We start from the raw sequence: 26,400 nt of genomic DNA, 5'->3' as shown, positions 1-26,400 counted from the left end.
ATGGACGCGACACTGAAACCGCGCGACACGCGCGAGACCTGCGAAGCGGTGAAATGGGCCGCTGCCGAGTACACGCCGCTGGAGATCATCGGTCAGGGCTCCAAGCGCGCGCTCGGCCGCCCGGTCCAGGCGGCGCATGTGCTCGATCTTTCGGATCTGAATGGTGTGGAGGTCTACGAGCCGGCCGAACTCGTGCTCACGGTGAAGGCCGGAACGCCGATCAAGGATGTCGAGGCGCTGGTTGCCGAAAGCGGGCAGGAACTGTCCTTCGAGCCGATGGATTACGGTCCGCTGCTGGGCGAGGCGCCGGGCAGGGGAACGGTCGGCGGCATTCTGGCCGCCAATCTCTCCGGTCCGCGCCGGATCAAGGCAGGCGCTGCCCGCGATCATATCCTGGGGATGGAAGCGGTTTCCGGCCGCGGCGAGATCTTCAATTCCGGCGGGCGGGTCGTAAAGAACGTGACCGGCTACGATCTGCCGCGCGCGCTTTGCAGTTCCTGGGGAACCCTGGCGGTCGCCACCACGGTCACGCTGAAGGTCAATCCGAAACCGGAAACCAGTGCGAGCTTCCTCCTTGCCGGCCTGTCCGACGAGGATGCGGTCAAGGCCATGTGCGCGGCCATGGGCTCGTCCGCGGAAGTCTCCGCAGCCGCCCATCTTCCCGCCGGTATCGAGGGAGGGGAAAGCCGGACGCTGCTTCGGCTGGAAGGTTTTGCGACCTCGGTCGACTACCGGTTCGACACCTTGAAGAAGCTGCTTGCGCCGTTCGGATCGCCCGAGCGTATTGCAAACGACGCCTCGGCGGCCACGTGGGCAAGGATCCGGGACGTGCAGCCCTTTGCTGGCGGCAGGACACCGGTCTGGCGCATTTCCGTTTCGCCGGCATCCGGGGCGCAACTGGTGTCGCAATTGCGCGACAAGCTGGATCTTGAGGCGTTCTACGACTGGTCCGGAGGCCTCATCTGGCTGAACTGCCTCGACGGCGAGGTTCACGATGTGCCCATCCGCGCGGCGGTGGCCGATTGCGGCGGCGGTCACGCGACGCTTGTGCGGGCCGATGCGCCGGTGCGCGCGTCCGTTCCCGTGTTCCAGCCGCAGCCGGATGCGCTTGCCGCCCTTGCCCGCCGGGTCAAGGAGCAGTTCGATCCGCACGGGATCCTCAATCCCGGACGGATGGCTTCGAATGTCTGAACTGCGATAACAGGACGGGAATAGAGATGCAGACGAATTTCACCGCCGAGCAGTTGGCTGACAGCGCTGTCGCGGAATCGGAAAAGATCCTGCGCAAATGCGTGCATTGCGGTTTCTGTACGGCGACCTGTCCGACCTTCGCCCTGCTTGGTGACGAGCTCGACAGCCCGCGCGGGCGGATCTACCTGATCAAGGACATGCTGGAAAACAGCCGGCCCGCGGATGCCCGGGTGGTCAAGCATATCGACCGCTGCCTGTCGTGCCTGTCCTGCATGACGACCTGTCCGTCCGGCGTGCATTACATGCATCTGGTCGATCATGCCCGGGCGCATATTGAAAAGACCTACAAACGGCCCCTGGCCGACCGGCTGCTCCGGGAGCTGCTCGCTTTCGTCCTGCCGTATCCCGGCCGGTTCAGGCTGGCACTGGTCGGTGCGTTTTTCGCGCGGCCCATGGCCGGACTTTTTAAGATGTTCGGCGGTCCCCTCGCCAAGATGGGCGCCATGCTGGAACTGGCGCCTGCCAAGGCGCCGGGACGCTCGCATATGGCGGGGCCTGCGCGGTTCGCAGCCGAAACGCCGGAGCGGAAGGGCCGCGTGGCGATCCTGTCCGGCTGCGCGCAGCCGGTTCTGAAGCCGTCGATCAACGAGGCCACGATCCGCCTGTTGCAGCGCGCCGGTTACGAAATTGTCCTGCCGGAAGGCGAGGGCTGCTGCGGCGCGCTGGTCCATCACATGGGCAAGGAAGAGGCCGCCCTTGAGAATGCCCGGCGCAACGTGGATGCCTGGACCCGCGAGATCGAAGGCGAGGGGCTCGACGGGATCCTGATCACGGCCTCCGGCTGCGGCACCACGGTCAAGGATTACGGTTTCATGCTGCGCGAGGATCCCGCCTATGCCGAAAAGGCGGAAAGGGTATCCGCGCTGACAAAGGACATCACCGAATTCCTTGCCGGCGTTGAACTGGGCGACCCGGCCTTCGCGCCGAATCTGACCGTGGCCTATCATTCCGCCTGCTCGATGCAACACGGCCAGAAGATCACCCGAGAGCCCAAGGACCTGCTCAAGGCCGCGGGCTTTGTCGTCAAGGATGTGCCGGAAGGCCACCTTTGCTGCGGCTCGGCCGGCACCTACAACATTCTTCAGCCCGAACTGGCAACACGCCTGCGCGACCGCAAGGTCGCCAATATCGAAAAGACGTCACCGGATCTGATCGCCACCGGCAACATCGGCTGCATGACCCAGATCGGCAAGGGAACGGAGCTTCCGATCGTTCACACCGCCGAGCTTCTGGACTGGGTCTATGGCGGCCCGGCGCCGGAAGGGCTGGAACAGGTCTACATGGCCTGAGCACGATCCTCCGTTCCGGCCGGAACTTTGAAATTTGCTGCCCGGCTTGCCATATTGATGATGTTGAAACATCAGGTGGAAGTCTTGTCGGCGGGAAGCAGCCATACAGCAATCGTCAGCCTCGGCATGTCTTGCCAGAGTTCGCGCCAGATCCGCACCAGCCTGGAGGTTTTGAGCGCAACGCTGGAGGAACCGGTCGAGAGGGAGCGGCATTTCTTCGATGGTCTCATCGCCCCGATCGACGGGATGGCTGCGCTGTTCGAGGATGACTTCCCGCTTTTCACCCGGGACCAGTTGGCGCCCGGACCCGCTCACCCGACCTGGCAACCTTACGGTGTCCGGTTTCTCCATCACTTCCGCGAGGGCGAAGAAGACGCCGATATTGCCCGTTATTTCGACGAGGAACTGTCGCGTTTCAGCTATTTGAGAGAGAAGTTCGCGGAACTTTCCGAGCGTCGGCGGGTCGTGTTCGTCATTTCCAACACGCAGAACAATCTGGCAGAGGTGGCGGAGGAAACCGAAATGGGGTCCATCGCCTTCGATGACGGTGAACTGAACCGCTTGCAGACAGCGGTCGACCGGTTTCTCGGCAGGCGTTGCGAATATCTCGTCGTCAGCTATCCGGACCGCCATGGCGGCATCACGCATCCGGACCTGACAATCCTGCAGCCGGACGACACGGAGTGGACGGGCGACAAGGCACAGTGGCGTGCCCTGTTTCAGGATTATTTCGACCGCCCGCACCGGCTGTCTTTCGCCGTCTGACGTCAGTTGCAAAGCTGAATTGAGTCATCCCGGACGAAGCGTCAGCGGAGATCCGGGACCGGAGAGCCCGGGTCCTTGTCAGGTCAATTCCGCTGACGTCGTTAGTCTTGTGCCTCCCCGGTCCCGGCTCGCGCTTCGCTTGGCCGGGATGACGATGGAAAGGTCGTGGGGTCGGGCAGCGTCTGGTCGAGACCGCTCTCAGATCACATGCACCTCGGTGCCCACGCCGACGCGTTCATAAAGGTCTTCGACATCCTGGTTGCGCATCCGGATGCAGCCCGATGATACGGCGTGGCCGATGGTCCACGGCTGGTTGGAGCCGTGAATGCGGTAGAGCGTCGAACCGAGATAGAGCGCGCGTGCGCCAAGCGGGTTTCTCGGACCGCCTTCCATGAAGGTCGGTAGGTCCGGCCTGCGCTGAAGCATTTCTTTCGGGGGGCGCCAGTCGGGCCATTCCGCCTTGCGCGTGATCTTGTGGGTGCCGGCCCACTCAAACCCGGGCTTGCCGACGCCGACGCCGTAACGGCGTGCGGTTCCGTCCCGCTGAACCAGGTAGAGATAGCGCTCCTCGGTGTTGATGATGATCGTGCCCGGCTTGTAGGGGCCGTCGTATTCGACGATTGCCGGCAGGAATTGCGGCTCGATCTGCCGCTGGGGCCTGCGCGCGGCCGTCTGAACCGACGCGGTCTGCCGGCGCGCTGCGGTCTGCGGACGGCTGCCGAACAGCCAGTTGCCTGTTCTGGGCTGCTGGACCTGGCGCCGCTGGCCCTGTGGCCGAAGTTGCAGGATCCAGGGTTCGGTCAGATTCGGGCTGAGCACCAGCGGCGGCGCTGCCGTGCGGCCGATGTTGCCGGCAAGCGCCGGCTCGCAAACGGGAGCAAGAGCAATCAGGACTGCCAATGGAATAAATCGGTACATGGATGAACTCGCTACAAATCATCAGACCTGTCCGGTGCGTCGCCGCACCGGTAAAGCCAACGCCTCGAATTTGAGGTCGCGGCTTAAGACACTGGCAATCATGTTAGAAACGGAAGGATAGTCTTTGGTGAATCGAAGCGTAACCATGAGCAGAAATTGCGAGGATGGTTAGCATTCGGTTTCGAATTACGATTTACAAATATTAAACGCGGGCGGTGCCTTGCGAACCGCAGAATTCGCACTCATGATTCAAAACGGATATCTGGAAAATCTTGGTTAATTCACCCGGCGGCGGGCGTCGCGGGCGACCAGGGGCAGGATGTTCTGAAGCTGGGTCGTCGACATGCCCGGCTTGATGCGCGGATCGTAGAGCATGTTCAAAAGGATCTGGTCGAAGGCCGTGAACCGGCTGTGATGCGACGTGTCGTTGAAGACCGAATGGATCAGCGTATCGTCATCGTTCATGGGGCCGAGCCCTTGCAGCACCTCTTCGACCAGACAGCGGTGGAAGAGGAACTCGCCCTCGTCCGAGACAATAACGGCAGCGGATCGCTTTATCCCACGGGACCCGGAGACGACCCGGACGAGACACCTGCCGGGCGGGTCGATTTTCGTGTCCTTGTAGACATCCTTCTGGACGACTTCCCGGTATTGGGCACGGTCGACGACATAGACCTGGAAATTGGCGCTGTCGGCGCTTCGGGCAAAATCCGTCTTCAGCCCATGGATCTTGCGATCCAGGCTGCGGATAAAGGCGTTGACCGTCGACTTGCGGTTCCTGTGCGCGAGGTTGTGGACGTAGAACCGCACCGGAACCGTATATTTCTTGACCAGGTAAGGCCGCCAGCTCCAGGCGCGGTATTCCAGCCCGAAAACGGTCTTGTGGAAGCCTTGCAGGAGTTCTTCGGTCGAAAACGTGTCCGACGCCGCCGACGCCGGTCCGGCCGACAAACTGACGGCAATCAGAAAAGGGAACAGGATCCGGCGCATGGATGTCATTGATGCCGATGTCAGTTGAAACCAGTGGCGCGTATCCGGCGTGGCTTGCCGGTGACGCGAAAGAAACTTAGCGAATGCATTGACGGGACGGAAACAAAAAATTCGACCGGCCGGTCGTCGCGAAGGATTGCTCTCGAAATATTCCGCTCAAAAACAATTCCTTAAAACATCCAAGTCTATACGTAGGGAAATTGACGCTCTGTGGTAGCGGAGCAAGGTGGTAGACGACGGGAGAGGGCATGGCCGCTATCAGGAGATCCTTTCGGGCTGAAAACTTGATACGCATGCAGGCGGGGGCGAACGAAGATCCTGCCTCCATGGATGCGCATCGTCACCGTGAACTGATGGAAGAGATCGGCTCCTTGAAGGGCATGATCGCCAATGGGATTCAGGGACAGCAGCCTGCTGTCGATCCTCAGGAGGTCAGTGCCAAGTTTATGGAGGAGTTCCGCAAGGAACTGTCCGAAGCCGCCAAGCTCAAGGTCGAACTCGACGCGATCTACGAAGCGATCGCCCAGACCAAGAAGGAAATTGCCACGCTGCACCAGACGACCGGTGCGGAAGGCGAGGAGATGACCCGCGTCACCAACGAGCTCGATGCGGTGGTCAGCGGCACCGAAGGCGCCACCGAGAACATCCTCACGGCCGCCGAGTTCATCGACGAGACCGCCAACACGCTGTCCGCCCGCCTGGAAGGCCAGGATGCGGAGCTGGCCGGCGACATCCAGGACAAGGTCATCCAGATCTTCGAAGCGTGTAACTTCCAGGACCTGACCGGCCAGCGCATCACCAAGGTCGTCGGCACGCTGCGTTTCGTCGAGGACCGGATCATCAAGATGATGGATATTTGGGGCGGGATCGAGAGCTTCAAGGAAATCGAAGCCGAGCAGAGGGCTGCGGCCGAAGGCGATGCTGCCCTTCTCAACGGTCCTTCGCTCCATTCCGATCAGGACGTGGCGACCCAGGACGACATCGACGCCCTGTTTTCCTGATATTAGTCGCTTTCTTTTCTCAGCGCTTTTGAAAAACCCGGCCGTAACGCCGGGTTTTTTGTTGCCTCTTGAAGGGAGGGGGAAAACCGTGCCATAAGAACAAAAGGTGAATATTCAAGATTCTGGAGCGTGGAAGCCGATGGAACCGGTCATGGATCCGAAGACAGGCCTCATCCGGGGCGAGGACGGCAGCGACCGGTGCTGGTGGCACGGCGGTCTGGACGACTACCGCCGTTACCACGACACGGAATGGGGCTGGCCGATTGCCGATGACCGCAGGCTGTTTGAGAAAATCTGCCTGGAAGGGTTCCAGGCCGGCCTGTCCTGGCTGACCATTCTTCGCAAACGCGAGGCTTTCCGAAAGGCCTTTGCCGATTTCGATTTCGAAAAGGTCGCCGGGTTCGGCGAAGCGGACATCGAGAGATGCCTGGGCGACAAGGGGATCGTCCGCCATCGCAAGAAGATCGAATCCACCATCAACAATGCCCGGCGCGCATTGGAGCTTCGGGATGAATGCGGATCGCTCGCCGCCTATTTCTGGAATTACGAGCCGCGCCCGGAAGACCGTCCGGCGTCGATGGATTTCGAAACCGTCAGGCGTCTGGCGACCTCTTCCCAGAGCATCGCCCTGTCAAAGGATCTGAAGAAACGCGGCTGGAGCTTTGTCGGCCCGACGACCATCTACGCCTTCATGCAGGCCATGGGACTGGTGAACGATCATCTGGAAGGCTGTTGTTGCCGGGAGCCGATTGAAACCGCGCGGGCGGAATTCGCCAGACCGCAGAAATAGACTGATCGCAAAAATAGACTGGCCGCAGAATGAGACGGGCCGTGGAATTAAAGGAAATGCAAAATCCCGCCGACCGAAGTGATCCGGTACGCCATTTGTAGCGTAACACCCACGAACGCACCGGCACGTGACCCCACCTTTCTGCGACGGTGCGTTCAAACTTGCCGATACTCCGTCCGTAAGAAAGACGGGTATTTTCCTGGGGCCGCCGTGAGCGGCCCCTTTTTTTAAGGCCCTTACCCTAGGACCGGACCTTTTTCAGGAGTGGTTCGAACAAACGGTTTTCCCGCTTGAATACATATTCAAGCGTTTTCACCGTGACCGTGTCCGCTCCGCCTGTTTCGATGAGGATCTTGGCGCAGTCCGGGACAGCCTTCTTCGGGCAGAGCAGCGTCAGCGCCGATTGGTCGCCCGCGGGGAAGGGTTCGCTGACGCCGAACTTTTCCGCAGCAGCCAGGGCCGCGGCGCGATCCTTCACGCTTGCCTTGACCAGACGCGTGTCGCGCGCCTGTTCTTCCGCCGCCACCCGGTCGAGAATGGTGCGCGCACCTGCAAGGGCCTCTTCGGACCAGTCCGCGTTGCGCGACGCAACCAGATGCGCCTGGCTCTTCAGGATGACGCCGTCATCGAGGATCTTCAGGTTGTTGGCCGTCAGTGTGGAGCCCGTGGTGGTGATGTCCACGATGAGTTCCGCGGTTCCGGCTGCGGGTGCGCCTTCCGTGGCGCCCGCGCTTTCCACGATCCGGTAGTCGGCAATCCCGTGGCGGGCGAAAAAGGCCCGGGTCAGGTTGACGTATTTCGTCGCCACACGCAGGCGGCGGCCATGCCGGTTGCGGAAATCGGAAGCCACGTCGCCGAGGTCGGCCATGGTTTCCACGTCGATCCAGGCGTTGGGCACGGCAACGACCACGTCCGCCGGACCGAAGCCGAGCGGCGTCACGATATGGACGTTTGCCTCCGGATCGGTGATGTTTTCATGCACCAGATCGAGACCGGTAATGCCGAAATGCACGCTGCCGGCCGACAGTTCGCGGGCGATTTCGGATGCCGACAGGAAGGCGATCTCCACGGTGTCCAGTCCGGCAATCGCGCCCCTGTAATTGCGCGCGCCGCCCGGCTGCAGCACCTTCAGGCCGGCGCGGCCGAAGAAGTCGTGGGTGTTTTCCTGCAAGCGCCCCTTGGATGGAATGGCGATGGTGAGTTTCGTCATTGGCTGCGCCCCGAAATCCTGGCAATCCGGTCGAGCCAGATGGAAAATCCGATCGCGGGAACTTCCGTACCCGCGCCAAGAAGCTTGACGAGGCGGTCGTAGCGGCCGCCGCCGACCAGCTGGCCGCCGGCCTCGCCGTTCTTGCTGTGAATTTCGAAGACGAAGCCGGTGTAATAGTCGAGCCGCCGGCCGAAGTCCGCCGCGAAGGTCAGGCCCGCCGGATCGATGTTCCGGGCCCTGATGGCGTCGAGCCGGTTCCTGTATCCCGCGATCGCCTCGCTCAGGTCGAGGCCGGTCTCGCCGGCAAAATTCTCGAGCGCCGACAGGCTGTCGGCGGCATTGCCGCGAATGGCGAGGAAGGACTTCAGAACCTCGGCCGCGCGCGCATGGTTGCCCGAGCCATTGGCGAGAGCGGCCTGCTCCAGGAACCGGTCCGCAATTTCGCTGGGTGTGCGGCCGCCGACCGCGGAAATACCGGCGATCGACAGAAGGTCTTCCACGACCGCATGGGCCGCTTCCGGGTCCGCGCCTTCAAGGGCGGCGAGAAATCCGAGCCGGACATCCCGGGTGTCGTCGCACGACCGATCCGTTCCGGCCATGCGGCCGATGGCGGCCGAAAGCTTGTCCGTCTCGCCGAAGAGATCGCGCAGGCGCCGCTGCCAGACGGCGGGAAGATCAAGCCCGCTCAGGACGGAGGCGAAAAGCGTTTCGTCGCCGATGAGAATGTCGCGATCCCGGATACCGAAGACGTCGAGGGCTGCGACCGCAAGGCCGAGCATGTCCGCATCCGCTTCGTCCCGGTCGTCCCGGCCGAGGCTTTCAGCGCCCAGCTGCGGGATTTCCCCGCTGCCCTGGGCCCGTTGCCGGAACACCGGTCCGGAATAACAGTAGTCGGCGCGCCGTCCGGCATCGCCGAGTTCCAGGTGCTGGCGGCAGACCGGAATGGTGAAATCCGGGCGCAGGCACAGATCCGACCCGTCCGGACCGTTGGTCAGGAACAGGCGGCGGCGGATGTCCTCGCCGGTCAGGTCCAGGAAGGTATTCGCGGGCTGCAGGATCGGCGGTTCAACGGTCAAATGCCCCGCGTCCTGGAACAGCTTGAGGACAGTGTCTATCCGGGCCTGGCTCATCATGTCACCGGCCCTCGATCGCCCGTCTGCGGTCTTCTGCCTGGTCGGCCAGAAGCTGCCGCACGGTGTCCACCAGCGCGTCTTCCTTCGCGGTGATCTGTGCAGGCCGGCTCTCGCGCCAGGTGACGTTGTCGGTGATTTCCTCCGACAGGCGCTTACCCTCGATCAGGTCCTTGATCTGGACTTCGCCGGCGTCCCGCTCATCCGAACCCTGGATGATCGCGATCGGGCAATCCCGCCGGTCGGCGTATTTGAGCTGGTTGCCGAACTTCTTCCAGTTGCCCTGGTACATCTCGGCGCGGATGCCGGCAGCGCGCAGGTCCTGAACCATCTTCTGGTAGCGGGCGAGGGCGGCGGTCTCGCCGTCCATCACCGTGACCAGAACAGGCGCGACCACGTCCGCGGTACCCAGCTTGCCCAGGTTCTTCAACGCGGTCATCAGGCGCGAGACGCCGATGGAAAAGCCGGTGGCCGGGACGTCACGGCCGGTGAACCGCTTGACCAGACCGTCATAGCGCCCGCCGCCGCCGACCGAGCCGAACTGGACCACTTCGCCCTTTTCGTTGGTCACGTCGAACAGCAGTTCCGCCTCGTAGACCGGGCCGGTATAATACTCCAGGCCGCGCACCACCGACGGATCGATGGAGATCCGGTCGGACATGTAGCCCGCACCCTTGACCAGGTCGGAGATCAGCTTCAGTTCGGTGAAGCCGGCTTCGAAATGCTCGTTGATGGCGAATTTCGAAAGCGCTGCCGTCTTGAAGGTCAAATCGTTGGTATAGTCGATCAGGTCGTCGATGGCCGAGGCATCGAGAATTTCCAGGATCGCCTCGATGGCGTCCGGGTGCAGGTTCGCACCGGCGGTGAAGTCGCCGCTCTCGTCCTTGCGGCCGTCGCCCAGAAGCAGGCGGACGCCTTCGGAGCCGAACTTGTCGTGCTTGTCCATGGCGCGCAGAACGGTAAGACGGCGCTCGCCGTCCTCCTCGCCGCCGAGACCGATGGCTTCGAGCACGCCGTCCAGAACCTTGCGGTTGTTGACCCGGATGACATAGTCGCCGCGGGCGATGCCGAGCGCTTCCATGGTGTCCGACATCATCATGCACATTTCCGCATCCGCCTGGACGCCCGGCGCACCGACTGTGTCGGCATCGAACTGCATGAACTGGCGGAACCGGCCGGGGCCGGGCTTTTCGTTGCGGAACACCCAGCCTGCCCGGTAGGTCCGGTAGGGAAGCTGGATGTCGTTGATGTTTTCCGACACGTGGCGGGCGAGCGGCGCGGTCAGGTCGTAGCGCAGGCTCATCCACTGCTCGTCGTCGTCCTGCACGGAGAACACGCCGGCGTTTGGCCGGTCCGTGTCGGGCAGGAACTTGCCGAGGCAGTCGGTATATTCGAAGGCGGGCGTTTCGACAGGATCGAAGCCGTATTTCTCATAGACTTCGCGGATCCGCCCGAGCAGCTCGTCCGTTGCCCGGATGTCGCCGGCAGACCTGTCGACGAAGCCGCGCGGCAGGCGGGCTTTCAGCTTGTTTGGTTTCTTGGCCATGAAATCTTAAACGTCCCGGCGAGCTCTTTTGGATCCCTTTCGGTTACCGGCCGGGGCCGGACCTTCAGAAACCGTAATTTTCTCGCGCTGTCCTAGACGAAACGCAGAGCAAGGGCAAGGAGTGAGGCAGGTCAGTCTTAACTCCGACTGCGCGTTAATTCCAGCCATCGGCCGTGGACAAAAAGTCCGGAACCCTGTCGAACGGAGAGGCGATCGTCGCCATCCACAGGCTTTCGGCGATCTTCTCCGCCTGACGGATCACGATGCGGGCAGCGGCCTCGTCTTTAAAGACGTCGAAGGCGGTTTCCCGGAAAAGCTCCAGCCAGATCCGGTAGTCGTCGGAGACGACTTCCTTCAGCTTGGTGTGGGTTGGAACGGGCTGTCCCTTGTATTCTCCGGTCTTGAGCAGGACCGACCGCCAGAAGGCTTTCATCTTCTCAAGATGCGGTTCCCAGCGGCCGTTGAGCCTGCCGTCGAAGACGGGGCCGAGCCGGTCGTCTTCCTGGATCCGTCCGTAGAACGTGTCGACCAGCGCGGAAATCTGCTTGCTGTCGATGGAAGGATGCGCCGGCTGCCTGCGGACCGCGGGGCGAATATCGATGCTCTGTTCCATGTCGCTTCCGGTCAGGTATGCTCGTTGGTTCGTCCTGATGTAGGCACTTAAACCCTCTCCAGCCAGTAAAATTAAGCCGGTTTTAGGGTCTGTGTGGCAAAGGGTCCCATGAAAATGCTTCATCGCGCTCGGTTTGCAACAAATAGTGTTTGGGATATGGTCCCGGCCACTTTATCCCTCCGGGATAGGACGGCCACCCGCAACGGCGGCCATGGACGGAAGTTTCATGCTAATGATCGATAAAGTCTCAGTGGAAGCGGAGGAGGCTGTTTGGCCTTCGGCGGAACTGAGTGTCATCCTGCCGACGTTCAACGAGGCGGAGAATATTCCGATCGTGATCGGACTGCTCGACGAGGCGCTGCACGGCATCGCCTGGGAGGCCATCGTCGTTGATGACAATTCGCCCGACGGGACGGCGGATGTGGCGCGCGACATCGCAAGCCGCGATCCGCGCGTCCGGGTGATCCGGCGGTTTGGCCGCCGCGGGCTTTCCGGGGCCTGTATTGAGGGCATGCTGGCAAGTTCCGCGCCTTACGTCGCGGTGATGGATGCCGATCTGCAGCATGACGAGACGCTGCTGCCGCGCATGCTGCAGGAACTGCGTCACACCGACACCGATCTGGTGGTTGCCAGCCGCAAGGTGGAGGGCGGCGACATCGGCTCCGGCCTGTCTTCCTTTCGCGCCTGGGGCTCGAATGTCGCCAACCGGCTGGCCCAGAAACTCCTGAACGTGTCCCTGTCGGACCCCATGAGCGGCTTCTTCATGATCCGCCGTGAAAAGGCCGAAGCGCTCGCACCCAAGCTGTCGGCCCAGGGGTTCAAGATCCTGCTCGACATGGTCTCCAGCGCGAAGGGTCGCCTGAAGATCCGGGAACTGCCCTTCACCTTCCGGGAGCGCCAGCACGGCGAGAGCAAGCTCGATACGCTGGTCACCCTCGACTATTTCGGCCTGCTGCTTGCAAAATACGCCGGCGACGTCATTTCCGTGCGCTTTCTGATGTTCGGCCTTGTCGGCGCAAGCGGCCTGTTCGTGCATCTGATCGCGCTCCGGCTCTTCCTGGTGGTCGGGTCCTTCGAGTTCAATCTGGCGCAGACGGCGGCCTCTTTCGTCGCCATGACCTCGAATTTCTTCCTCAACAACCAGCTCACCTATCGCGACCGGCGTTTGCGCGGCTTCAAGGCCATTCAGGGGCTGCTGACCTTCTACGCGGTCTGCAGCGTCGGGGTGCTGGCCAATGTGGGCGTCGCCAGCCTGATCTATACCGAACCGTCCTACTGGTGGTTTGCCGGCGCGTCCGGTGCGATCATGGGCGCGGTCTGGAACTACGCGGCAAGTTCGGCCCTCACCTGGCGCAAGGGCTGACGATCCAGCGATGAATACCATGTCTGACAGGCAGGACTTGCCGGTTTATCTGCGGCCGGCCTTTCTGTGCCTGTTCATGCTGGCCCTGACCGCATTGAAACTCTGGTCCGCGGCCAACGCCTGGTTCGTCGAGGACGAAGCCTACTACCGCCTCTGGGGACAGGCGCCGGCCCTCAGCTACTACGACCATCCGCCGATGATCGGATGGTGGGCCTGGGCGGGCCAGCAGCTTGTCGGCGATACCTTCTTGGGAACGCGGCTTGCGGTCGTTCTGACATCGGTTCTGGGGTCGCTTGCCCTCTGGCGAACCGCGTTGCTGCTGTTCGACAGACGCGTCGCAGGCTGGGCGGTTCTGTTTATCAATGCCAGTATCCTGGTCGGCGTCGGCAGCATCCTGGCGACGCCCGACGCCCCGTCGGTCCTCTTCTGGGGGCTGACGCTGTGGGCCATGGCGGAACTTTACCGGTCGCAAAACGCCAACTGGTGGCTGGCCGTGGGTCTTTTCGCCGGTCTCGGCCTTCTGTCCAAATATTCGGTCCTGTTCCTCGGCGTCGGCATCATTTTATGGCTGTTGTGGGCAAGGGGCGCCAGGCGCTGGTTTTTCGCCTGGCAGCTTTGGGCAGGCGGAGCCCTTGCCCTTGCTCTCTTCCTGCCGGTTCTCTACTGGAACCATCTCCATGACTGGGTCAGCTTCTACAAGCAGTTCGGCCGGGCGGGACGCGGCGACTGGACATCGAAATTCATCTTCGAATTCCTCGGTGCCCTCCTGGGTCTGATCAATACTCTGCTTGCCGTCCCGGCGATCTTAGGGTCCGGCCGCCTCGGCAGGAGAGCTCTTGGCCGGGACGGCGGGGCTGCCCTCATCATCCTGACCGTTCTGCCGTTCCTCGCCTATCTCGTTTTCCATTCGCTGCATGCCCGGGTTCAGGCCAACTGGCCGGCGCCGCTGTTTCCTGCCTTTGCCATCATGGCGGCGGTCTTCGTTGCCTATCCGAATGGCTGGGACGCCTGGTGGCGTCGCCTGTCGATGGCCGGCATCGCGCTGGGCGTTGCCGTTGCCGTCGTCATCCAGATCCATGCAGTCACGCCGCTCACCGGCACGCTGGCCCGCAAGGATCCGACGTTCCAGTTGCGCGGCTGGCCGGAGATCGGCAACGAGATCCGGAGCATCGCGGACCGGACCGGGGCGGCCTTTATCGCGACCACCGGCTACGGCCTCAATGCCCAGCTTGCCTATCTGTTCAAGGACAAGCTTCCGGTCATCCAGCTCAACGAGCGGATCCGCTATGTCATGCTGCCGCCCCCCGATCCGGCCCTGTTCGGCAAAAGGGGGCTTTATGTGACGGTGGAGCGACGCGACCGCATCGAGCGGCTCAAGGAAATCTATGGCGATGTGAAGAAGATCGCGTCCCTGACGCGGAGCGTGGACGGGACCTTCCTGGAGCACATTATCGTTTATGAGCTCCCGGGGCTTCCCGTCTTGCCGCTTCTTCCAGACGAAGACGATTGATCTTTGAAAAGAATAGTCTTTCCACGGTTGAAATCTGAATAATATTGCCGCAGGGATAGATACCGATCACGGTGACCGCCAATCCTGGGCATTTTGGAAAATGAAAAGAATAACTTTGGGCGCCCTCGACTACGCGGTGGCCTTCGGCGTCGACAGAACCTTGCGCTCTCTGCTTCTTGAGGGCCGCCTGAGCGCGGTCGGATGTCTGGTCGCCAGCGAACTCTGGGCGCGCGAGTTCAAGCCCATGCAGGAAGTCGCTCAGAAGGTGGGCAACAGGGCGCTGATCGGGGTCACGCTGGCCTTCAGCGGCGACCGGGTCCAGCCGGTCAGCGAGCGCATGCGCGAACTCTACCGCGAAAAAATGCCGAGCCGGGGCGCCGTCGAGCGCCGCGCCATGCTGAGGCTGCTGCCGGACGAGGCATTTGCCGCCGAGGCCGACGCCCAGCTGACGCGGTTTACTTTTTTCATGAACCGGGAGCCGGATTTCATCGCTGTCAGGGAGGGGCTTCTGGAACGTTCGGTGATTGCAAGGCATGTGTTTCAGGCCATCGAACGGGCCGGATTTGAACGCGCGCCCAAGATCGTCTCGCCTTTCGAGCCGGGGCTGCATGGCAGGCGCCTTGCCCGGATTGGCGCGAAAAAGGGAATGGAGGTGTTGCCGAAAGGGCCGTCTCTTCCCGAAACATCGGACCCCGAAGACCTGCACCGCAAGCTTCGCCACCACTTCGACGGTTTGCCGGACATGACCTTTGTCCACTGCATTCCCGGACAGGCGGATGACCGGCTGCGCCGTGACGAACCGCGCGAAAAGGTCGCCATCAGGGAATGTCAGCGCGAGGTGCTCGGCAGCGACCGCTTTTTCCATACCCTGGAAGAAGCCGACGTTTTTTTGAACTAGCCCGCATTCTTTGTCGCGCCGGGATGGGTCGCGACCGGGGCAGATAAGCCGGCTCCCGCTTCAACATTCTCGTTTAACGATTATCCGGTACATTTTGCCTGCTGTTTGTTTAGTTGGATTTTTTTCCGGATTTCAGTGGGCGGAATGGGACGAATTGAAACACAGGGGCGCGTGCGCCCGATGGAGGAAAGTGACCTTGATCAGGTCGCCGGCCTCTTTTTGCGCAATTTCAGGGCGGGAAGCTGTTTCGACGTAACGGATTTCAAGGCTTACGTCCGCGATGTGTTTTTCGATCCGTCCCGCTACGAGGAAGAAAGCGGCAGCATCGTCTATGAAAATGCCGAGGGCAGGATCCTCGCCTCGATTTTCGGCATGCCGCTGCAGATTACCGCCAATGGCCGGATCCATGACGGCCGGCTCATGAGCTTTTTCATGAAAGACGTAGAGGTCAGCAGCAAGGCCGTCTGGTCCATGTGCATGCAGCTGCGTCCGAACCGGCATGACTTCTGTTTTTCCGACACGGCAAACGTCGTCACCCGGAAGATCGTTCTGGCTGGCGGCGGCGAGGAACTTCCCGTACAGTCGCTGAAATGGCGGCGTGTGTTTCGCCCGGCCGCCCATCTGGGCCAGAAGGCTGCCCGCAGCCTGCCGGGGCGGCCGTCGTGGCTGGCCGGCGCGGTCGGAAGGCTTTGCGACCCGCTCCTGCGCAAAGCCGATCGCGCTCTGGTGCCGGATAAAGACTGTAAAGCCACGAGTCACGCGATCGACCCCTCCCGCTTCCATCGGCTCGCCCAAGAGCATCTTGCCCGGTTTTCCGTTCACCCGACCTGGAGCCTTGCGGAATTTGAATGGGTCCTGCAGCAGGCGCGGAAGAACAAGGCCCTGGGAAGCTGCGTGATCCGGGAGGTGACGGGCAAGAAAGGCAACGGTATCGGGGCCTATCTCTATTTCGTGACCCGGGAAGGATACGCGGAAGTCTTCAACATCCTGAGCGCCTGCGGACAGGAAAGCAATGTCATCGGCGAATTGCTGCATCACTGCGATCGGGAAGGATATGTCGCGGCCGGCGGCATGAACCAACCGTTCCTGATGCCGCCCCTGTCGGAACAGAAATACGTTTCCTTCCGCCATCGCGGCCATTTCTGGATCATCACGCGTCACCAGGACATCGTCGATGCGGTCAGGCGCAACGATATCTATATCGGCGGGCTTGCTTCGGAGGGCTGGAACCGTCTGATGACGGGCTTCGGCCGACAAGCCGGTTAGGTCATTTCCTATTCAGGTTCCTGCAACGAAAAAACGGTTCCGGCGGGGAGACGGAACCGTTTTTCGGGGAGGTCAGGAAGGGGGAGGGGGGAACCCGCTTCCATGTCTTTGTATATAGGGCTAATTTGGCTGGACGCACGTGATGTGGGTCACAAAAGTGCGTTTGGCGGAATATGATGTGCCCTTGGTGTCGGGGCAGGAGGCGGGGCAGTGGCTGAAATACAGGAATTTCTGCAAAACAGCTTTTCGCTGGAAGGCTTGTCGCCTGATCTGGCGGAAGGTCTCTCGGCGCTCGCCCGGCCGATGAAGATCGGCGCCGGCACGATCCTTTTTGAAAACGGCGATCCGGGCAATGGCTGTTATGCCGTGCTGGAAGGTTCGCTGAAGGTTTCCATTCTCTCGATCGACGGAGACGAGCAACTGCTGGCCGTTCTCGGCCCGGGCGATCTTGTCGGCGAACTGGCGCTTCTGGACGGCAGGCCCAGATCCGCAACGGTCAGCGCCCTGAAGGCCGCCAATCTCGCCTTCATCGAAAAAGGTGCTTTCGAGCGCTTCGCGGACGCCAATCCGGCGGTCTACCGGCACATGCTGTCGATTGTCGGCGGGCGTCTGCGCCAGGCGAACGACGTTCTGGCGGCCCGGTCTTTCCTGCCGTTGCCGGGACGCGTGGCCCAGGCGCTGCTGCAGCTTTCGGAGACCTTCGGCAAGCCGATCGACGGCGGCCGTATCCTGATCCACTACAAGCTGAGCCAGGCCGACATCGCCAACATGGCGGGCGCGGCGCGCGAAAACGTCAGCCGGGTGCTGAACGACTGGAAGCGCGCCGGCACGATCAGCCGGATCTCCGGCTATTATTGCCTGGAACAGCCGGAACTGCTGCAGCAGGCGGCCACACTGTAATTTTTGAAAACGAAGGTAAGTTGAAGTTGGCACAGACCGAAGAAACACCTCTTGGCGAGCTCACCCTGCGCACCATGGCCATGCCGGCAGACACCAATGCGGCCGGCGATATCTTCGGCGGCTGGGTGTTGTCCCAGATGGACCTGGCCGGCGGCATTGCGGCAGGCCAGCGGGCGTCCGGACGTGTCGTGACGATCGCGGTCGACCAGATGAAGTTCATCCGCCCGGTTCACGTCGGTGACGTCCTGTGCGTCTACAGCCGCATCGGCCGTGTCGGCACGTCGTCCATGGAGGTGCAACTGGAAGCCTGGGCCCTGCGCCACCGTTTCGGCAACCGGGAAAAGGTCACCCAGGCCACCTTCACCATGGTCGCCGTCGACGAGGACGGACGCCCGCGGCCCGTGCCGAAGGACTGTTCCTAGGGTCAGGACCCATTAATTTTGCTCATTCTGTTTGCCAGGGAAGGTTGGAATGAACGTAAGAGCGAGCGCAGGACAGGTTGTTCCTATCCAAGCTCGATGTTGCGGTCAGGCCGGCCCTCCCTGGCAAACCCGAAGGGCGGGGCGTCTTTGCCTCCTGACAGCGTCAGAGACCCTTGAAAACCGGATCTCTTCCTGCGGCTCTCTGCCTTGTCAGCAGACAAAGCCACTCCCGCAGAATGTGTAAAATTAATCGGTCCTGACCCTAAGCCTTTTTGGGGCGCCTTTTCAGGATATCGGCAAACAGGCTTTCATCGATGACAAACAGGCAGCCCTCCGCCCAGAGGCGCAGGAGACGCTGAAGGCGGGAAAGCCGTTCTTCAACGGTCAACGGCGGTTCATGGCGCGGCAGTCCGCCGATGAGGCGGAGCTGATCGATCCGCATCAGAACGCAGGCTTCTGCCGCCTCGATCCATCGCAGCGTTTCGGCGGCCGGGCATTTACACGAAGCCGGGTCATTGAAGCCGGCGATCAGGCTGGCGGCCCGTCCGGCAAAAGCGTCTTGAGACAAAAAATCCTCCATCGGTTTCCCGAGGAGGACTGGCGCGAAAATTCCTGGTCGAACCGCTTGGTTGCCGAACGTACTGCAAGACGTCTTCTTCGGCCACATCCCCGGCGGGAACCACCTTGCCCGGTCAGGCAGGTTGGTGAGGGCGCCAGCCCTTCTCTTGATGATGGCGGCCTTATGGCATGCCCGTCCCTGCCCGTCAATTCTGCTTGCATTTTGCGCGAAACGCGATCGGGCTATAAAGCGAAGTGCATTCGATTAAAGGGAAGGATCGTGGCAACTATGCGGCTGGATCCGAGGGGTTTCTTTCATCATTCACAGCCTTCGACGGCAGCCATCCTGGCGTTCTGCGCCTGTTTCATCGACGTGGTGTGCATCGTGGGCCTGTTTCATACCTTCACGGCGTTCATCACGGGAACGCTCGTCGTTTTGTCGACCGACCTGTTTCAGACCCCCGAATCCGCTCCGCTCAAGCTCATCGTGCTTGGTGACTTCTTCCTCTCGACACTGGGCTGGTATGCGCTTGTTATCCGGATGCGCCGGTCGGGGCGCGGGTCCCTGCGCATGCTGCTGTTGCTGGAGGCAGGACTGCTCACATCGTTCATGCTGATTGCGGCCTTGTCCGCCCCGCTTGCCGGTCCTCTGGCAATCGCGACGGTTGCAGCCGTGACCCTGTCCACCTTCGCCATGTCGCTGCAGAACGTCGTCATGAGCGAGATTTTGAACTTTCATGCCCCCACCACCATCATGACCGGGAATACGATCCGGCTCGTCTCCGGGCTGGTGGATGGCTGGAGGGCATCGGAAGAGGTGGCGGACAATGCGCGCCATCGGGTCAGGCGGCATGGCCGTGTGATCATCGCCTTCACGGCGGGCGGTCTGATCGGCGGCTACTGCATGTCGCAGATCGGCTTCTGGAGCTTGGGCGTCCCCGTGGGCCTGATTACCCTGGTCGGGCTGGCACAGCCGCAGGAACCCCTGAAAGCGGAAAAGGCCTGAGGGGAGACTCCAATTCCGGCCCCCAGTGTCGGGCGTATGGAAACGGAGCGCCGCCGCCTTAATAATGCGGCGGTTTCTCGACCTGATGCCCGGGCAGGGCATTCTCGATCAGTTCTTCCATCTGATCGGTCATGTCGTTGAGCTTGCGGGTCAGGCGGTCGATCTGCCGGCCCTGTTCGAAGACGACCGTGTTCAATTCGTCGATCGTTTGAGTGGCGTGAGCCAGGTCGATTTCGAGTTTTTCCAGTCGGGCTTCGGTATCCATGGCGGTCGATTCGATCGAGTGTCTGTTCAGGAACGTGATGCAGTCCTAGACGACCGCGGTGAAAAGTCTAGCCGAAACAGTCGTGGCTCCACACGAGCCTCGGTTTCGGAACCTTGCTCCCTCCCGGAGGCGGAGTGTCCTCGACCTGAAAATAGATCTTGAAGGTGGACAGCGCGGGCAGGTCCGGATGGTGTCTGGACCAGTCCCGGCACAGGAACCGTGCGTAGTTCAGCGCGAGGATCTGCGGACCGGTTTCATAGGAGCGGTCCTCCAGATTGGACAGGAATTTCCGCCATCGATAGTTGGCATAGACCCTCGAGACGACGGCGGGCTTCCGGAAGACCGCGGGGCCGAGCCTGCTGTTATAGACGTCCACCTGCGTGCCGTCGGTCAGCTTGCCCGGAATGACCGGCCAAGGGCTGTTCATCTCCGGATAGGGCGCGAACATGGTCCAGTTCTGATAGAGGCCGAGGGCCTGGCGCAGGCTGATGAAGGCATCGGGCAGGGAATAGGGACTGGCCGGAAGCGTCGAGATGTTCTGGACGGTGATGAAGCCGAGGAAAAACGCTGCCAGGACTTGTGTGGGCAGTCCGATCCGCACGGTTCTCTCCCGCCAGGGCAGAAGCTGCGCGGTGATCCGGGACAATCCGCCCCGGTGTCGGCCGACGAGGTCGTAGCACCAGTCGCCGGACCTCCTGAATGGATAGAGGTTCAGGACCGCAGCCAGGGGCCGGAACACACGGGATGCGGACAGGAGCGCGATCAGCCCGCCTGCCTTGAAGAACCGGTCGTCGCCGATGGTCACGACCCACGAATTGCGCGCTGCGAGTTCGGCGCCGATCTCCGGATCCTCCTGCGCCGGCCGTATGGCGGCCTTGGGCAGAAACAGAAATACCCGCAATATGTGACAGGTCTTTTCGCAGAAAGTGCAGCCCTGATCGTACCACAGGGTGATCCGCGCCGGGGGCTTGGCGATGAGCCGCCCGGCGATCGCGTCCCACATCCAGGACGGCATGAACGTGAGATTCATGACGATGGAGATGTAAGGGAAGAGCCCGATCTCCAGGAAGAAGAAGAAGGCGAAATGCATGGTCATGAAGGCGACCATGATCAGGGTGCGGAATGTGCGGTGGAAGATCGGCGAGAAGATCAGGAACGGCCCGATCAGCTCCAGGGTGTACACGTAGTAGGTCAGGCCGGTCATTGCGTCCTGGAACTGGCGGAACCACAGCGAAAAGGGCGTCACCAGGTAGTCGAGCTGAAGGGCGTAATAGACCGCGTTGCCGTCGGGCACCCAGACCGGATGGGTCTTCAGGAGGGCGCTGAAGAAATACATCGACATGCCCTGGATGAGCAGGGCGGCCGTCGCCATGGAAAAATAGGCGTTGTCGGGATAGTCCCGTGTCCGGCTTAAGGCGCGGTCCAGCGAGTAGCGGGCGCCGAGCGGCAGGAACATGCCCCAGAACATCAGGAGAAGCGCAAGATTGTCTTCGCCCGACAGGATGAAGGTGTTTCTGTTTTGAACCGACAGAAGCAAGGCCCAGGAAACCGCGGTCATCAGCCGTGTGCGCCAGCCGAGGATGAGTCCGATCGCCGCAAGCGCGGCGACTGCGAAAAGCAAGCCCTCGAAGAAGGCGGAGCCGTTGCCAAGATGCAGCGACCAGGAACTGGCTCTCAGCTGGGAAATCTGAACCGCGCGCGGCATGATGCCGGTATCGGTGTAATGGTCCGTCAGGTCGCGGGCGCGCAGAACGAGATCCATCAGCACATAAAGGCCCAGCAACACCCGGAACAGGGCCAGGGTTCGCAGATCGATTCCGAAGAGTGTCCGCACCGGTGTCCACCCGGTCCAACGTCTTTGCATGGTCAAAATGCCGGCGGGCCTTGTTGTCTGTCGTTGCGGCGCAGGGCCTGACTTGAGCTTGAGGGCTGATGGTTAACAATACCTTCCCTCCGACAGAGACGTGCAGACGCAAAAAGGGCGGCCCGAGGACCGCCCTTTCCGTAAGCTTTTGAGCGAGGCTTCTTGGAAGCACCCCGCGCAGCACAGCTGCGCAAGGCAGCATGATGGGCGGAGGGGCCCGAATGCAAAAAGGGCGGCCCGAGGACCGCCCTTTCCGCAAGCTTTTGAGCGAGGCTTCTTAGAAGCCCATACCGCCCATACCGCCCATGTCGCCACCCGGCATAGCCGGTGCTTCCTTCTTCGGAAGCTCGGCAACCATGGCTTCGGTGGTGATCAGCAGGCCTGCGACGGAAGCCGCATCCTGAAGCGCGGTGCGCACGACCTTGGTCGGGTCGATGATGCCGGCTTCGATCATGTTGACGAATTCTTCCGACTGCGCATTGAAGCCGAAGGAAATGTCGTTGTTTTCCAGGATCTTGCCGACAACGATGGAGCCTTCGACACCAGCGTTTTCAGCGATCTGACGGATCGGAGCTTCCAGAGCGCGGAGCACGATCTTGATACCGGCCTGGATGTCCGGGTTGTCGGAGGACAGCTTCTCGACAGCGGCCTTGGCGCGCAGCAGAGCGGTGCCGCCGCCCGGAACGATGCCTTCTTCAACCGCGGCGCGGGTTGCGTTCAGGGCGTCGTCGACGCGGTCCTTCTTTTCCTTCACTTCGATTTCGGTCGCACCGCCGACGCGGATGACTGCGACGCCGCCTGCCAGCTTGGCAAGACGTTCCTGCAGCTTTTCACGGTCGTAATCGGAGGTGGTTTCCTCGATCTGGGCCTTGATCTGGCTGACGCGGCCCTGGATGTCGTCCTTGGAACCCGCACCATCGACGATGGTGGTGTTTTCCTTGGTGATCGACACCTTCTCGGCGGTGCCGAGCATGTCGAGGGTGACGTTTTCCAGCTTGATGCCGAGATCTTCGGAGATCACGGTGCCGCCGGTCAGGATGGCGATGTCTTCCAGCATGGCCTTGCGGCGGTCGCCGAAGCCCGGTGCCTTGACGGCGGCAATCTTCAGACCGCCGCGCAGCTTGTTGACGACGAGGGTCGCAAGAGCTTCGCCTTCAACGTCTTCAGCGATGATCAGCAGCGGGCGGGAAGACTGGACCACAGCTTCCAGGATCGGCAGCATGGCCTGCAGGTTGGAAAGCTTCTTCTCGTGGAGAAGGATGTACGGCTTTTCCAGGTCGGCCAGCATCTTGTCGGCGTTGGTGACGAAGTACGGCGACAGGTAGCCGCGGTCGAACTGCATGCCTTCGACGACTTCCAGCTCGGTTTCCAGCGACTTGGCTTCTTCGACGGTGATGACACCTTCGTTGCCGACCTTCTGCATGGCTTCGGCAATGTCCTTGCCGACCTGCGTGTCGCCGTTTGCGGAAATGGTGCCGACCTGAGCCACTTCTTCAGAGGTGGTGATGGTCTTGGAAGCGCTTTCCAGGTACTTGACGGCTTCGTGGGCAGCGAGGTCAACGCCGCGCTTCAGGTCCATCGGGTTCATGCCGGCGGCAACGGCCTTGGCACCTTCCTTGACGATGGACTGGGCCAGAACGGTTGCGGTCGTGGTGCCGTCGCCAGCGATGTCGTTGGTCTTGGAAGCCACTTCGCGCACCATCTGGGCGCCCATGTTTTCGAACTTGTCTTCCAGTTCGATTTCCTTGGCAACCGAAACACCGTCCTTGGTGATGCGCGGAGCGCCGAAGGCCTTGTCGAGGACCACGTTGCGGCCTTTCGGGCCGAGGGTCACTTTGACAGCGTTGGCGAGGGTGTCGACGCCGCGGAGCATCTTCTCGCGGGCGTCAGAGGAGAACTTTACGTCCTTTGCAGCCATTTTTACGTCTCACTTTTTACTTGGAATAACGGATGAAATCAGGGGGCTCCGGTTAGGAGATCACGCCCATGATGTCGGATTCCTTCATGATCAAGAGGTCTTCACCGTCGATCTTGACTTCGGTGCCGGACCACTTGCCGAACAGAACACGGTCGCCGGCCTTCACATCGAGTGCGACCACCTTGCCGGAATCGTCGCGTGCGCCATTGCCAACGGCAACGACTTCGCCTTCCTGCGGCTTTTCCTTGGCGGTATCCGGAATGATGATGCCGCCGGCGGTCTTTTCTTCGGAATCGACGCGGCGGACAACGACACGGTCGTGCAGCGGACGAAATGTCATTTGGCTTTTTCCTCTCATGGGGCACGCCCCCACACTAAAAGGCAGCGTGCTGGCATGAACTTAAGGGTCTTATTGAGACGCCGGCCCGGAGGCAGGACGCCTGTTAGCACTCCCGACAGGCGAGTGCTAACAGCCGACGATTTAGGTCCGCCGCCGGGGCTTGTCAATGGGAGGCCGGGAGAAATTTCGCCTGCGAAATCGATGAAAACGACGGGTTAACCGGTATCAACCGGCCCACGGCCGACACCCGCGCGGCCATGAACCATCCCATTCGTTTCCCGTCACGGCTTACTGGCTGGCGGTAATGGAGAAGGGAAGGGTGATCGTTCCAGATTTTTCGCCGATCTTGTCGGTGAATGTCGTTTCCAGCATGTAATCGCCGGCCGGCAGGCCGCTGAACTGGAACGACAGGGACGCCGGCAGTTCTCTTTTGGCGGACCGGGTCGTTCCCGAGAAGTCGGCAAACCCGTCCTGCGCGGCAAGCACCTGTCCTGTCGTGTTCAAAAGGCGGAAACTTGCCTGCAGCGAATAGCTGTAACCGGCATCCAACGAGGAAAAACCGTAGCCGACCGGCTCCGCATAAACCGTAAGCGGCTCATCGGCCGCAAAGGCCGACGTGCCGCGCGGCGTATACTGTCCGTATCCGCTCGCGGGCGCCTTGGCGAAAGTCGCCGCCGTAAAGGCAAGGCCGGAAGTATTCCAGGCGCTGGAGAGCGCTGCCAGACTATCGGCAAGCGCGCCTTCCGGCTTCGGAAAGTCCGGTGAACCCGTTTGAGCGAAGGATGCACAGGAAAGCGTCGTCGCGGCCAGGAAAAGCGCGCCCCTTACCGCTTGCCGTGCAAAGAAACCTTTTTGCATTTACTTACCCCTGAGCCAGCCCAACAGCATTGTTTTTTCAACTTCTTTTCAGCCGATATAGACTGCCTTTGGTCAAGACACAAGGAATTGCGTGCACTGCGGTAAACGCGAAACCGGCTAAAGGCTTCGTCCGGACCAGGATTGACGCTTGCGGTAGATTGTCGACGGGCTGATTTCCAGAGCCGCCGCCGCCATCGCGATATTGCCGTCGAAGGCGTCCAGCGCATCCTCGATGATCCGCCGTTCCTGCGCCCAAAGCGGCTCGATGGCGCCGAAAGCCCGGCTTGGGGCGGCGGCGCGCGCCCGTTCCCGTGACAGGTCGACGATCGAATGCCCCCGTCCGGACGGATCGCGGATCAGCATGGGAAGCATGTCCAGGGTAACCGCCGCTCCATCGTTCATGACGACGATCTGGCGGATCGTGTTCTCAAGCTGGCGGACGTTGCCCGGCCACGGATAGGTGAGCAGCTTTGCCTCTGCATCCGCGTCGAAGCCCATGAATCCGCGCCGTTCTTCATTGGCGAACCGCTCCAGGAAGGTTCCCGCAAGCGGCAGGATGTCGTCGCGGCGGTCGCGCAGGGGCGGCAGCTGGATCGGCAGGACATGAAGCCTGTAATAGAGATCCTCACGGAACCGGCCGGCGGCAATCTCGCTCAGGGGATCGCGGTTGGTCGCGCAGATGATGCGCGCATCAACCTGCCGGGTTGCCGTGTCGCCGAGGCGCTGGAACGTACCGGTCTGCAGGAAGCGGAGCAGCTTGCTCTGCAGCAGCAGGTCCATCTCGCCGATCTCGTCCAGAAACAGGGTGCCGCCGTCCGCCTGTTCGGCCGCGCCGGGGCGGCTTTCGGTCGCACCGGTAAAGGCACCGCGCATATAGCCGAAAATTTCGCTTTCGATCAGGTCCCGCGGAATGGCTGCGCAATTGATGGTGACAAACGGCTTGTTGTTTCGCTCCGAAAGGGTGTGGATCGCGCTGGCGCACAGCTCCTTGCCGGTTCCCGACTCTCCGGTAATGAACACAGGGGCCTGGGAAGGCGCCATGCGTTTCACCTGATCGAAGACGACAAGCATCGGCGCCGAATTGCCGATCAGCTTTTCAAGGCCGCGCGGGCGTGCGGCAGGGGCAATAATCGGCGTGTTCATGTCCGACTGCGTTGCGGCGGTGTGGTCGTCATCGGATGTGGCGGTCTCGCCCACGGGGCGCGGATCCCGCTGATCCAGCTGGAAATTGATTTTTGAAGCCAGGGCGTCCAGCGAGAACGGTTTGGTCAGGAAGTCGTGGGCGCCGGCACGCATGGCATTGACGGCACGGGACACGGAGCCCTTGGCGGAGACGGCGATCAGGACGGTTCTCGGGCACCGCACCGCAAAGGATTCCAGAACCTCTTCGCCGCCGATCGTCTCCAGGTCCAGGATCAGGATGTCGGTCGTCTTGTCGGCAAGGTCTCCGAGACAGGAGCCCGGATCGGTATAAAGCGCTGGTTGCGCGCAGGACGCGGCCAATTTCGCGCAAACGGCCGCAGTGCGAGTGGCTTCAGATGTCGAAGCATCAAGAACGCGTACCATAACGGGTCCGGTGAGACCCTCATTACTCCCCATCGCTGGGCATCCCCCATCATTTCAAGCAGGGTTCGACATGGATCGAACTGATCACCTGAATGATGTTTCTACGAACAGGGTAAACAAAGCGTTGTCATGGATGGAGAACGATGCCGGATATTGCCCGGCC

General features: G+C 61.5%; 25 protein-coding genes and 1 riboswitch. Of the genes, 12 read left to right on the top strand and 13 right to left on the bottom strand.

From position 1 onward, the window contains the following. The 3 genes from glcE to HK439_RS07670 are packed head-to-tail and all read left to right on the top strand — an operon-like array spanning position 1 to position 3,305. Complete coding sequence (gene glcE / locus HK439_RS07680) at positions 1-1,191, top strand: glycolate oxidase subunit GlcE (RefSeq protein WP_190290808.1); 1,191 nt, start codon at positions 1-3, stop codon at positions 1,189-1,191. Between the two features lie 26 nt (positions 1,192-1,217). After that, positions 1,218-2,540: a glycolate oxidase subunit GlcF gene (gene glcF / locus HK439_RS07675; RefSeq protein WP_190290807.1), complete on the top strand. Its 1,323-nt coding sequence runs from the start codon at positions 1,218-1,220 to the stop codon at positions 2,538-2,540. A gap of 57 nt (positions 2,541-2,597) precedes the next feature. Beyond that, positions 2,598-3,305 (top strand): hypothetical protein, encoded by a 708-nt coding sequence (locus tag HK439_RS07670; protein ID WP_190290806.1) that lies wholly within the window; start codon positions 2,598-2,600, stop codon positions 3,303-3,305. A gap of 198 nt (positions 3,306-3,503) precedes the next feature. Here the strand turns inward: HK439_RS07670 and HK439_RS07665 are convergent, their stop codons facing one another. Beyond that, positions 3,504-4,223: a L,D-transpeptidase gene (locus tag HK439_RS07665; RefSeq protein WP_190290805.1), complete on the bottom strand. Its 720-nt coding sequence runs from the start codon at positions 4,221-4,223 to the stop codon at positions 3,504-3,506. A 276-nt stretch (positions 4,224-4,499) separates the two neighbouring features. Further along, the gene (locus HK439_RS07660; protein WP_209011637.1) at positions 4,500-5,222 is read right to left on the bottom strand and encodes a DUF2927 domain-containing protein; all 723 of its coding nucleotides are present in this window, start codon (positions 5,220-5,222) and stop codon (positions 4,500-4,502) included. 239 nt (positions 5,223-5,461) lie between these two features. Here HK439_RS07660 and HK439_RS07655 point away from each other — a divergent pair, with 239 nt between their 5' ends. Together HK439_RS07655 and HK439_RS07650 are read left to right on the top strand one after the other, a co-directional pair. Further along, positions 5,462-6,214, top strand: a complete 753-nt coding sequence (locus HK439_RS07655; protein ID WP_190290804.1) for a protein phosphatase CheZ — start codon at positions 5,462-5,464, stop codon at positions 6,212-6,214. A 151-nt stretch (positions 6,215-6,365) separates the two neighbouring features. Continuing rightward, a complete protein-coding gene (locus tag HK439_RS07650) occupies positions 6,366-7,004 on the top strand; it encodes a DNA-3-methyladenine glycosylase I (protein WP_190290803.1) in 639 nt (212 codons plus the stop codon). 241 nt (positions 7,005-7,245) lie between these two features. On the opposite strand, the gene hisG is transcribed toward HK439_RS07650, so the two are convergent. The 4 genes from hisG to HK439_RS07630 all read right to left on the bottom strand — a co-directional run bounded on the left by hisG (position 7,246) and on the right by HK439_RS07630 (position 11,503). Next, on the bottom strand, positions 7,246-8,214 hold the full coding sequence (gene hisG / locus HK439_RS07645) for an ATP phosphoribosyltransferase (protein ID WP_190290802.1): 969 nt from the start codon (positions 8,212-8,214) through the stop codon (positions 7,246-7,248). Further along, entirely contained in the window at positions 8,211-9,347 is a 1,137-nt protein-coding gene (locus HK439_RS07640) for an ATP phosphoribosyltransferase regulatory subunit (protein WP_190290801.1), read from the bottom strand. The genes hisG and HK439_RS07640 overlap by 4 nt, the downstream gene beginning before the upstream one ends. A 1-nt stretch (position 9,348) precedes the next feature. Then, complete coding sequence (gene hisS, locus HK439_RS07635) at positions 9,349-10,890, bottom strand: histidine--tRNA ligase (protein WP_190290800.1); 1,542 nt, start codon at positions 10,888-10,890, stop codon at positions 9,349-9,351. A 154-nt stretch (positions 10,891-11,044) separates the two neighbouring features. Next, positions 11,045-11,503 carry a group III truncated hemoglobin gene (locus HK439_RS07630; RefSeq protein ID WP_190290799.1) on the bottom strand — a complete coding sequence of 153 codons (459 nt, stop codon included), beginning with the start codon at positions 11,501-11,503 and terminating at the stop codon, positions 11,045-11,047. Positions 11,504-11,735: 232 nt separating this feature from the next. Between HK439_RS07630 and HK439_RS07625 the strand changes: the two genes are divergently transcribed. The 6 genes from HK439_RS07625 to HK439_RS07600 all read left to right on the top strand — a co-directional run bounded on the left by HK439_RS07625 (position 11,736) and on the right by HK439_RS07600 (position 17,862). Continuing rightward, positions 11,736-12,866 (top strand): glycosyltransferase family 2 protein, encoded by a 1,131-nt coding sequence (locus HK439_RS07625; RefSeq protein ID WP_190290798.1) that lies wholly within the window; start codon positions 11,736-11,738, stop codon positions 12,864-12,866. 19 nt (positions 12,867-12,885) lie between these two features. Continuing rightward, complete coding sequence (locus HK439_RS07620; RefSeq protein ID WP_209011636.1) at positions 12,886-14,376, top strand: glycosyltransferase family 39 protein; 1,491 nt, start codon at positions 12,886-12,888, stop codon at positions 14,374-14,376. 100 nt (positions 14,377-14,476) lie between these two features. After that, a complete protein-coding gene (locus HK439_RS07615) occupies positions 14,477-15,274 on the top strand; it encodes a ChbG/HpnK family deacetylase (RefSeq protein ID WP_190290796.1) in 798 nt (265 codons plus the stop codon). 144 nt (positions 15,275-15,418) lie between these two features. Next, positions 15,419-16,540: a GNAT family N-acetyltransferase gene (locus tag HK439_RS07610; protein WP_190290795.1), complete on the top strand. Its 1,122-nt coding sequence runs from the start codon at positions 15,419-15,421 to the stop codon at positions 16,538-16,540. Positions 16,541-16,750: 210 nt separating this feature from the next. Then, the gene (locus tag HK439_RS07605; protein WP_190290794.1) at positions 16,751-17,440 is read left to right on the top strand and encodes a Crp/Fnr family transcriptional regulator; all 690 of its coding nucleotides are present in this window, start codon (positions 16,751-16,753) and stop codon (positions 17,438-17,440) included. 74 nt (positions 17,441-17,514) lie between these two features. Further along, complete coding sequence (locus HK439_RS07600; protein ID WP_190290896.1) at positions 17,515-17,862, top strand: acyl-CoA thioesterase; 348 nt, start codon at positions 17,515-17,517, stop codon at positions 17,860-17,862. A gap of 262 nt (positions 17,863-18,124) precedes the next feature. On the opposite strand, the gene HK439_RS07595 is transcribed toward HK439_RS07600, so the two are convergent. After that, positions 18,125-18,430 carry a hypothetical protein gene (locus HK439_RS07595; RefSeq protein ID WP_190290793.1) on the bottom strand — a complete coding sequence of 102 codons (306 nt, stop codon included), beginning with the start codon at positions 18,428-18,430 and terminating at the stop codon, positions 18,125-18,127. A gap of 47 nt (positions 18,431-18,477) precedes the next feature. After that, positions 18,478-18,599: riboswitch (SAM-I-IV-variant riboswitch) on the bottom strand. Between the two features lie 110 nt (positions 18,600-18,709). On the opposite strand from HK439_RS07595, the gene HK439_RS07590 reads away from it, so the two are divergent. Further along, positions 18,710-19,426 carry a YoaK family protein gene (locus tag HK439_RS07590; RefSeq protein ID WP_235987690.1) on the top strand — a complete coding sequence of 239 codons (717 nt, stop codon included), beginning with the start codon at positions 18,710-18,712 and terminating at the stop codon, positions 19,424-19,426. A 58-nt stretch (positions 19,427-19,484) separates the two neighbouring features. On the opposite strand, the gene HK439_RS07585 is transcribed toward HK439_RS07590, so the two are convergent. The 6 genes from HK439_RS07585 to HK439_RS07560 all read right to left on the bottom strand — a co-directional run bounded on the left by HK439_RS07585 (position 19,485) and on the right by HK439_RS07560 (position 26,270). Beyond that, entirely contained in the window at positions 19,485-19,691 is a 207-nt protein-coding gene (locus HK439_RS07585; RefSeq protein WP_190290791.1) for a SlyX family protein, read from the bottom strand. 67 nt (positions 19,692-19,758) lie between these two features. Then, positions 19,759-21,525 carry an HTTM domain-containing protein gene (locus HK439_RS07580; protein WP_190290790.1) on the bottom strand — a complete coding sequence of 589 codons (1,767 nt, stop codon included), beginning with the start codon at positions 21,523-21,525 and terminating at the stop codon, positions 19,759-19,761. Positions 21,526-21,832: 307 nt separating this feature from the next. Continuing rightward, complete coding sequence (groL, locus tag HK439_RS07575; protein ID WP_190290789.1) at positions 21,833-23,473, bottom strand: chaperonin GroEL; 1,641 nt, start codon at positions 23,471-23,473, stop codon at positions 21,833-21,835. A gap of 52 nt (positions 23,474-23,525) precedes the next feature. Next, positions 23,526-23,813 carry a co-chaperone GroES gene (gene groES / locus HK439_RS07570; protein WP_190290788.1) on the bottom strand — a complete coding sequence of 96 codons (288 nt, stop codon included), beginning with the start codon at positions 23,811-23,813 and terminating at the stop codon, positions 23,526-23,528. 288 nt (positions 23,814-24,101) lie between these two features. Then, on the bottom strand, positions 24,102-24,671 hold the full coding sequence (locus HK439_RS07565; RefSeq protein WP_190290787.1) for a hypothetical protein: 570 nt from the start codon (positions 24,669-24,671) through the stop codon (positions 24,102-24,104). Positions 24,672-24,788: 117 nt separating this feature from the next. Then, complete coding sequence (locus HK439_RS07560; protein ID WP_190290786.1) at positions 24,789-26,270, bottom strand: sigma-54-dependent transcriptional regulator; 1,482 nt, start codon at positions 26,268-26,270, stop codon at positions 24,789-24,791. Positions 26,271-26,400: the final 130 nt, after the last annotated feature.

It is taken from the genome of Roseibium aggregatum, assembly GCF_014692675.1.
Lineage (GTDB): Bacteria > Pseudomonadota > Alphaproteobacteria > Rhizobiales > Stappiaceae > Roseibium > Roseibium aggregatum_C.
Note: the sequence above shows the minus strand (reverse complement) of the source record. Positions and strands in the feature narration are given on the sequence as shown.

Excerpts from the sequence above, each read along its gene's own strand:
- glcE (WP_190290808.1), top strand. The coding sequence starts at position 1 with ATGGACGCGACACTGAAACCGCGCGACACGCGCGAGACCTGCGAAGCG.
- glcF (WP_190290807.1), top strand. The coding sequence starts at position 1,218 with ATGCAGACGAATTTCACCGCCGAGCAGTTGGCTGACAGCGCTGTCGCG.
- HK439_RS07670 (WP_190290806.1), top strand. The coding sequence starts at position 2,598 with ATGATGTTGAAACATCAGGTGGAAGTCTTGTCGGCGGGAAGCAGCCAT.
- HK439_RS07665 (WP_190290805.1), bottom strand. The coding sequence starts at position 4,223 with ATGTACCGATTTATTCCATTGGCAGTCCTGATTGCTCTTGCTCCCGTT.
- HK439_RS07660 (WP_209011637.1), bottom strand. The coding sequence starts at position 5,222 with ATGACATCCATGCGCCGGATCCTGTTCCCTTTTCTGATTGCCGTCAGT.
- HK439_RS07655 (WP_190290804.1), top strand. The coding sequence starts at position 5,462 with ATGGCCGCTATCAGGAGATCCTTTCGGGCTGAAAACTTGATACGCATG.
- HK439_RS07650 (WP_190290803.1), top strand. The coding sequence starts at position 6,366 with ATGGATCCGAAGACAGGCCTCATCCGGGGCGAGGACGGCAGCGACCGG.
- hisG (WP_190290802.1), bottom strand. The coding sequence starts at position 8,214 with ATGACGAAACTCACCATCGCCATTCCATCCAAGGGGCGCTTGCAGGAA.
- HK439_RS07640 (WP_190290801.1), bottom strand. The coding sequence starts at position 9,347 with ATGATGAGCCAGGCCCGGATAGACACTGTCCTCAAGCTGTTCCAGGAC.
- hisS (WP_190290800.1), bottom strand. The coding sequence starts at position 10,890 with ATGGCCAAGAAACCAAACAAGCTGAAAGCCCGCCTGCCGCGCGGCTTC.
- HK439_RS07630 (WP_190290799.1), bottom strand. The coding sequence starts at position 11,503 with ATGGAACAGAGCATCGATATTCGCCCCGCGGTCCGCAGGCAGCCGGCG.
- HK439_RS07625 (WP_190290798.1), top strand. The coding sequence starts at position 11,736 with ATGATCGATAAAGTCTCAGTGGAAGCGGAGGAGGCTGTTTGGCCTTCG.
- HK439_RS07620 (WP_209011636.1), top strand. The coding sequence starts at position 12,886 with ATGTCTGACAGGCAGGACTTGCCGGTTTATCTGCGGCCGGCCTTTCTG.
- HK439_RS07615 (WP_190290796.1), top strand. The coding sequence starts at position 14,477 with ATGAAAAGAATAACTTTGGGCGCCCTCGACTACGCGGTGGCCTTCGGC.
- HK439_RS07610 (WP_190290795.1), top strand. The coding sequence starts at position 15,419 with ATGGGACGAATTGAAACACAGGGGCGCGTGCGCCCGATGGAGGAAAGT.
- HK439_RS07600 (WP_190290896.1), top strand. The coding sequence starts at position 17,515 with ATGGCCATGCCGGCAGACACCAATGCGGCCGGCGATATCTTCGGCGGC.
- HK439_RS07590 (WP_235987690.1), top strand. The coding sequence starts at position 18,710 with ATGCGGCTGGATCCGAGGGGTTTCTTTCATCATTCACAGCCTTCGACG.
- HK439_RS07585 (WP_190290791.1), bottom strand. The coding sequence starts at position 19,691 with ATGGATACCGAAGCCCGACTGGAAAAACTCGAAATCGACCTGGCTCAC.
- groL (WP_190290789.1), bottom strand. The coding sequence starts at position 23,473 with ATGGCTGCAAAGGACGTAAAGTTCTCCTCTGACGCCCGCGAGAAGATG.
- groES (WP_190290788.1), bottom strand. The coding sequence starts at position 23,813 with ATGACATTTCGTCCGCTGCACGACCGTGTCGTTGTCCGCCGCGTCGAT.
- HK439_RS07565 (WP_190290787.1), bottom strand. The coding sequence starts at position 24,671 with ATGCAAAAAGGTTTCTTTGCACGGCAAGCGGTAAGGGGCGCGCTTTTC.
- HK439_RS07560 (WP_190290786.1), bottom strand. The coding sequence starts at position 26,270 with ATGGGGAGTAATGAGGGTCTCACCGGACCCGTTATGGTACGCGTTCTT.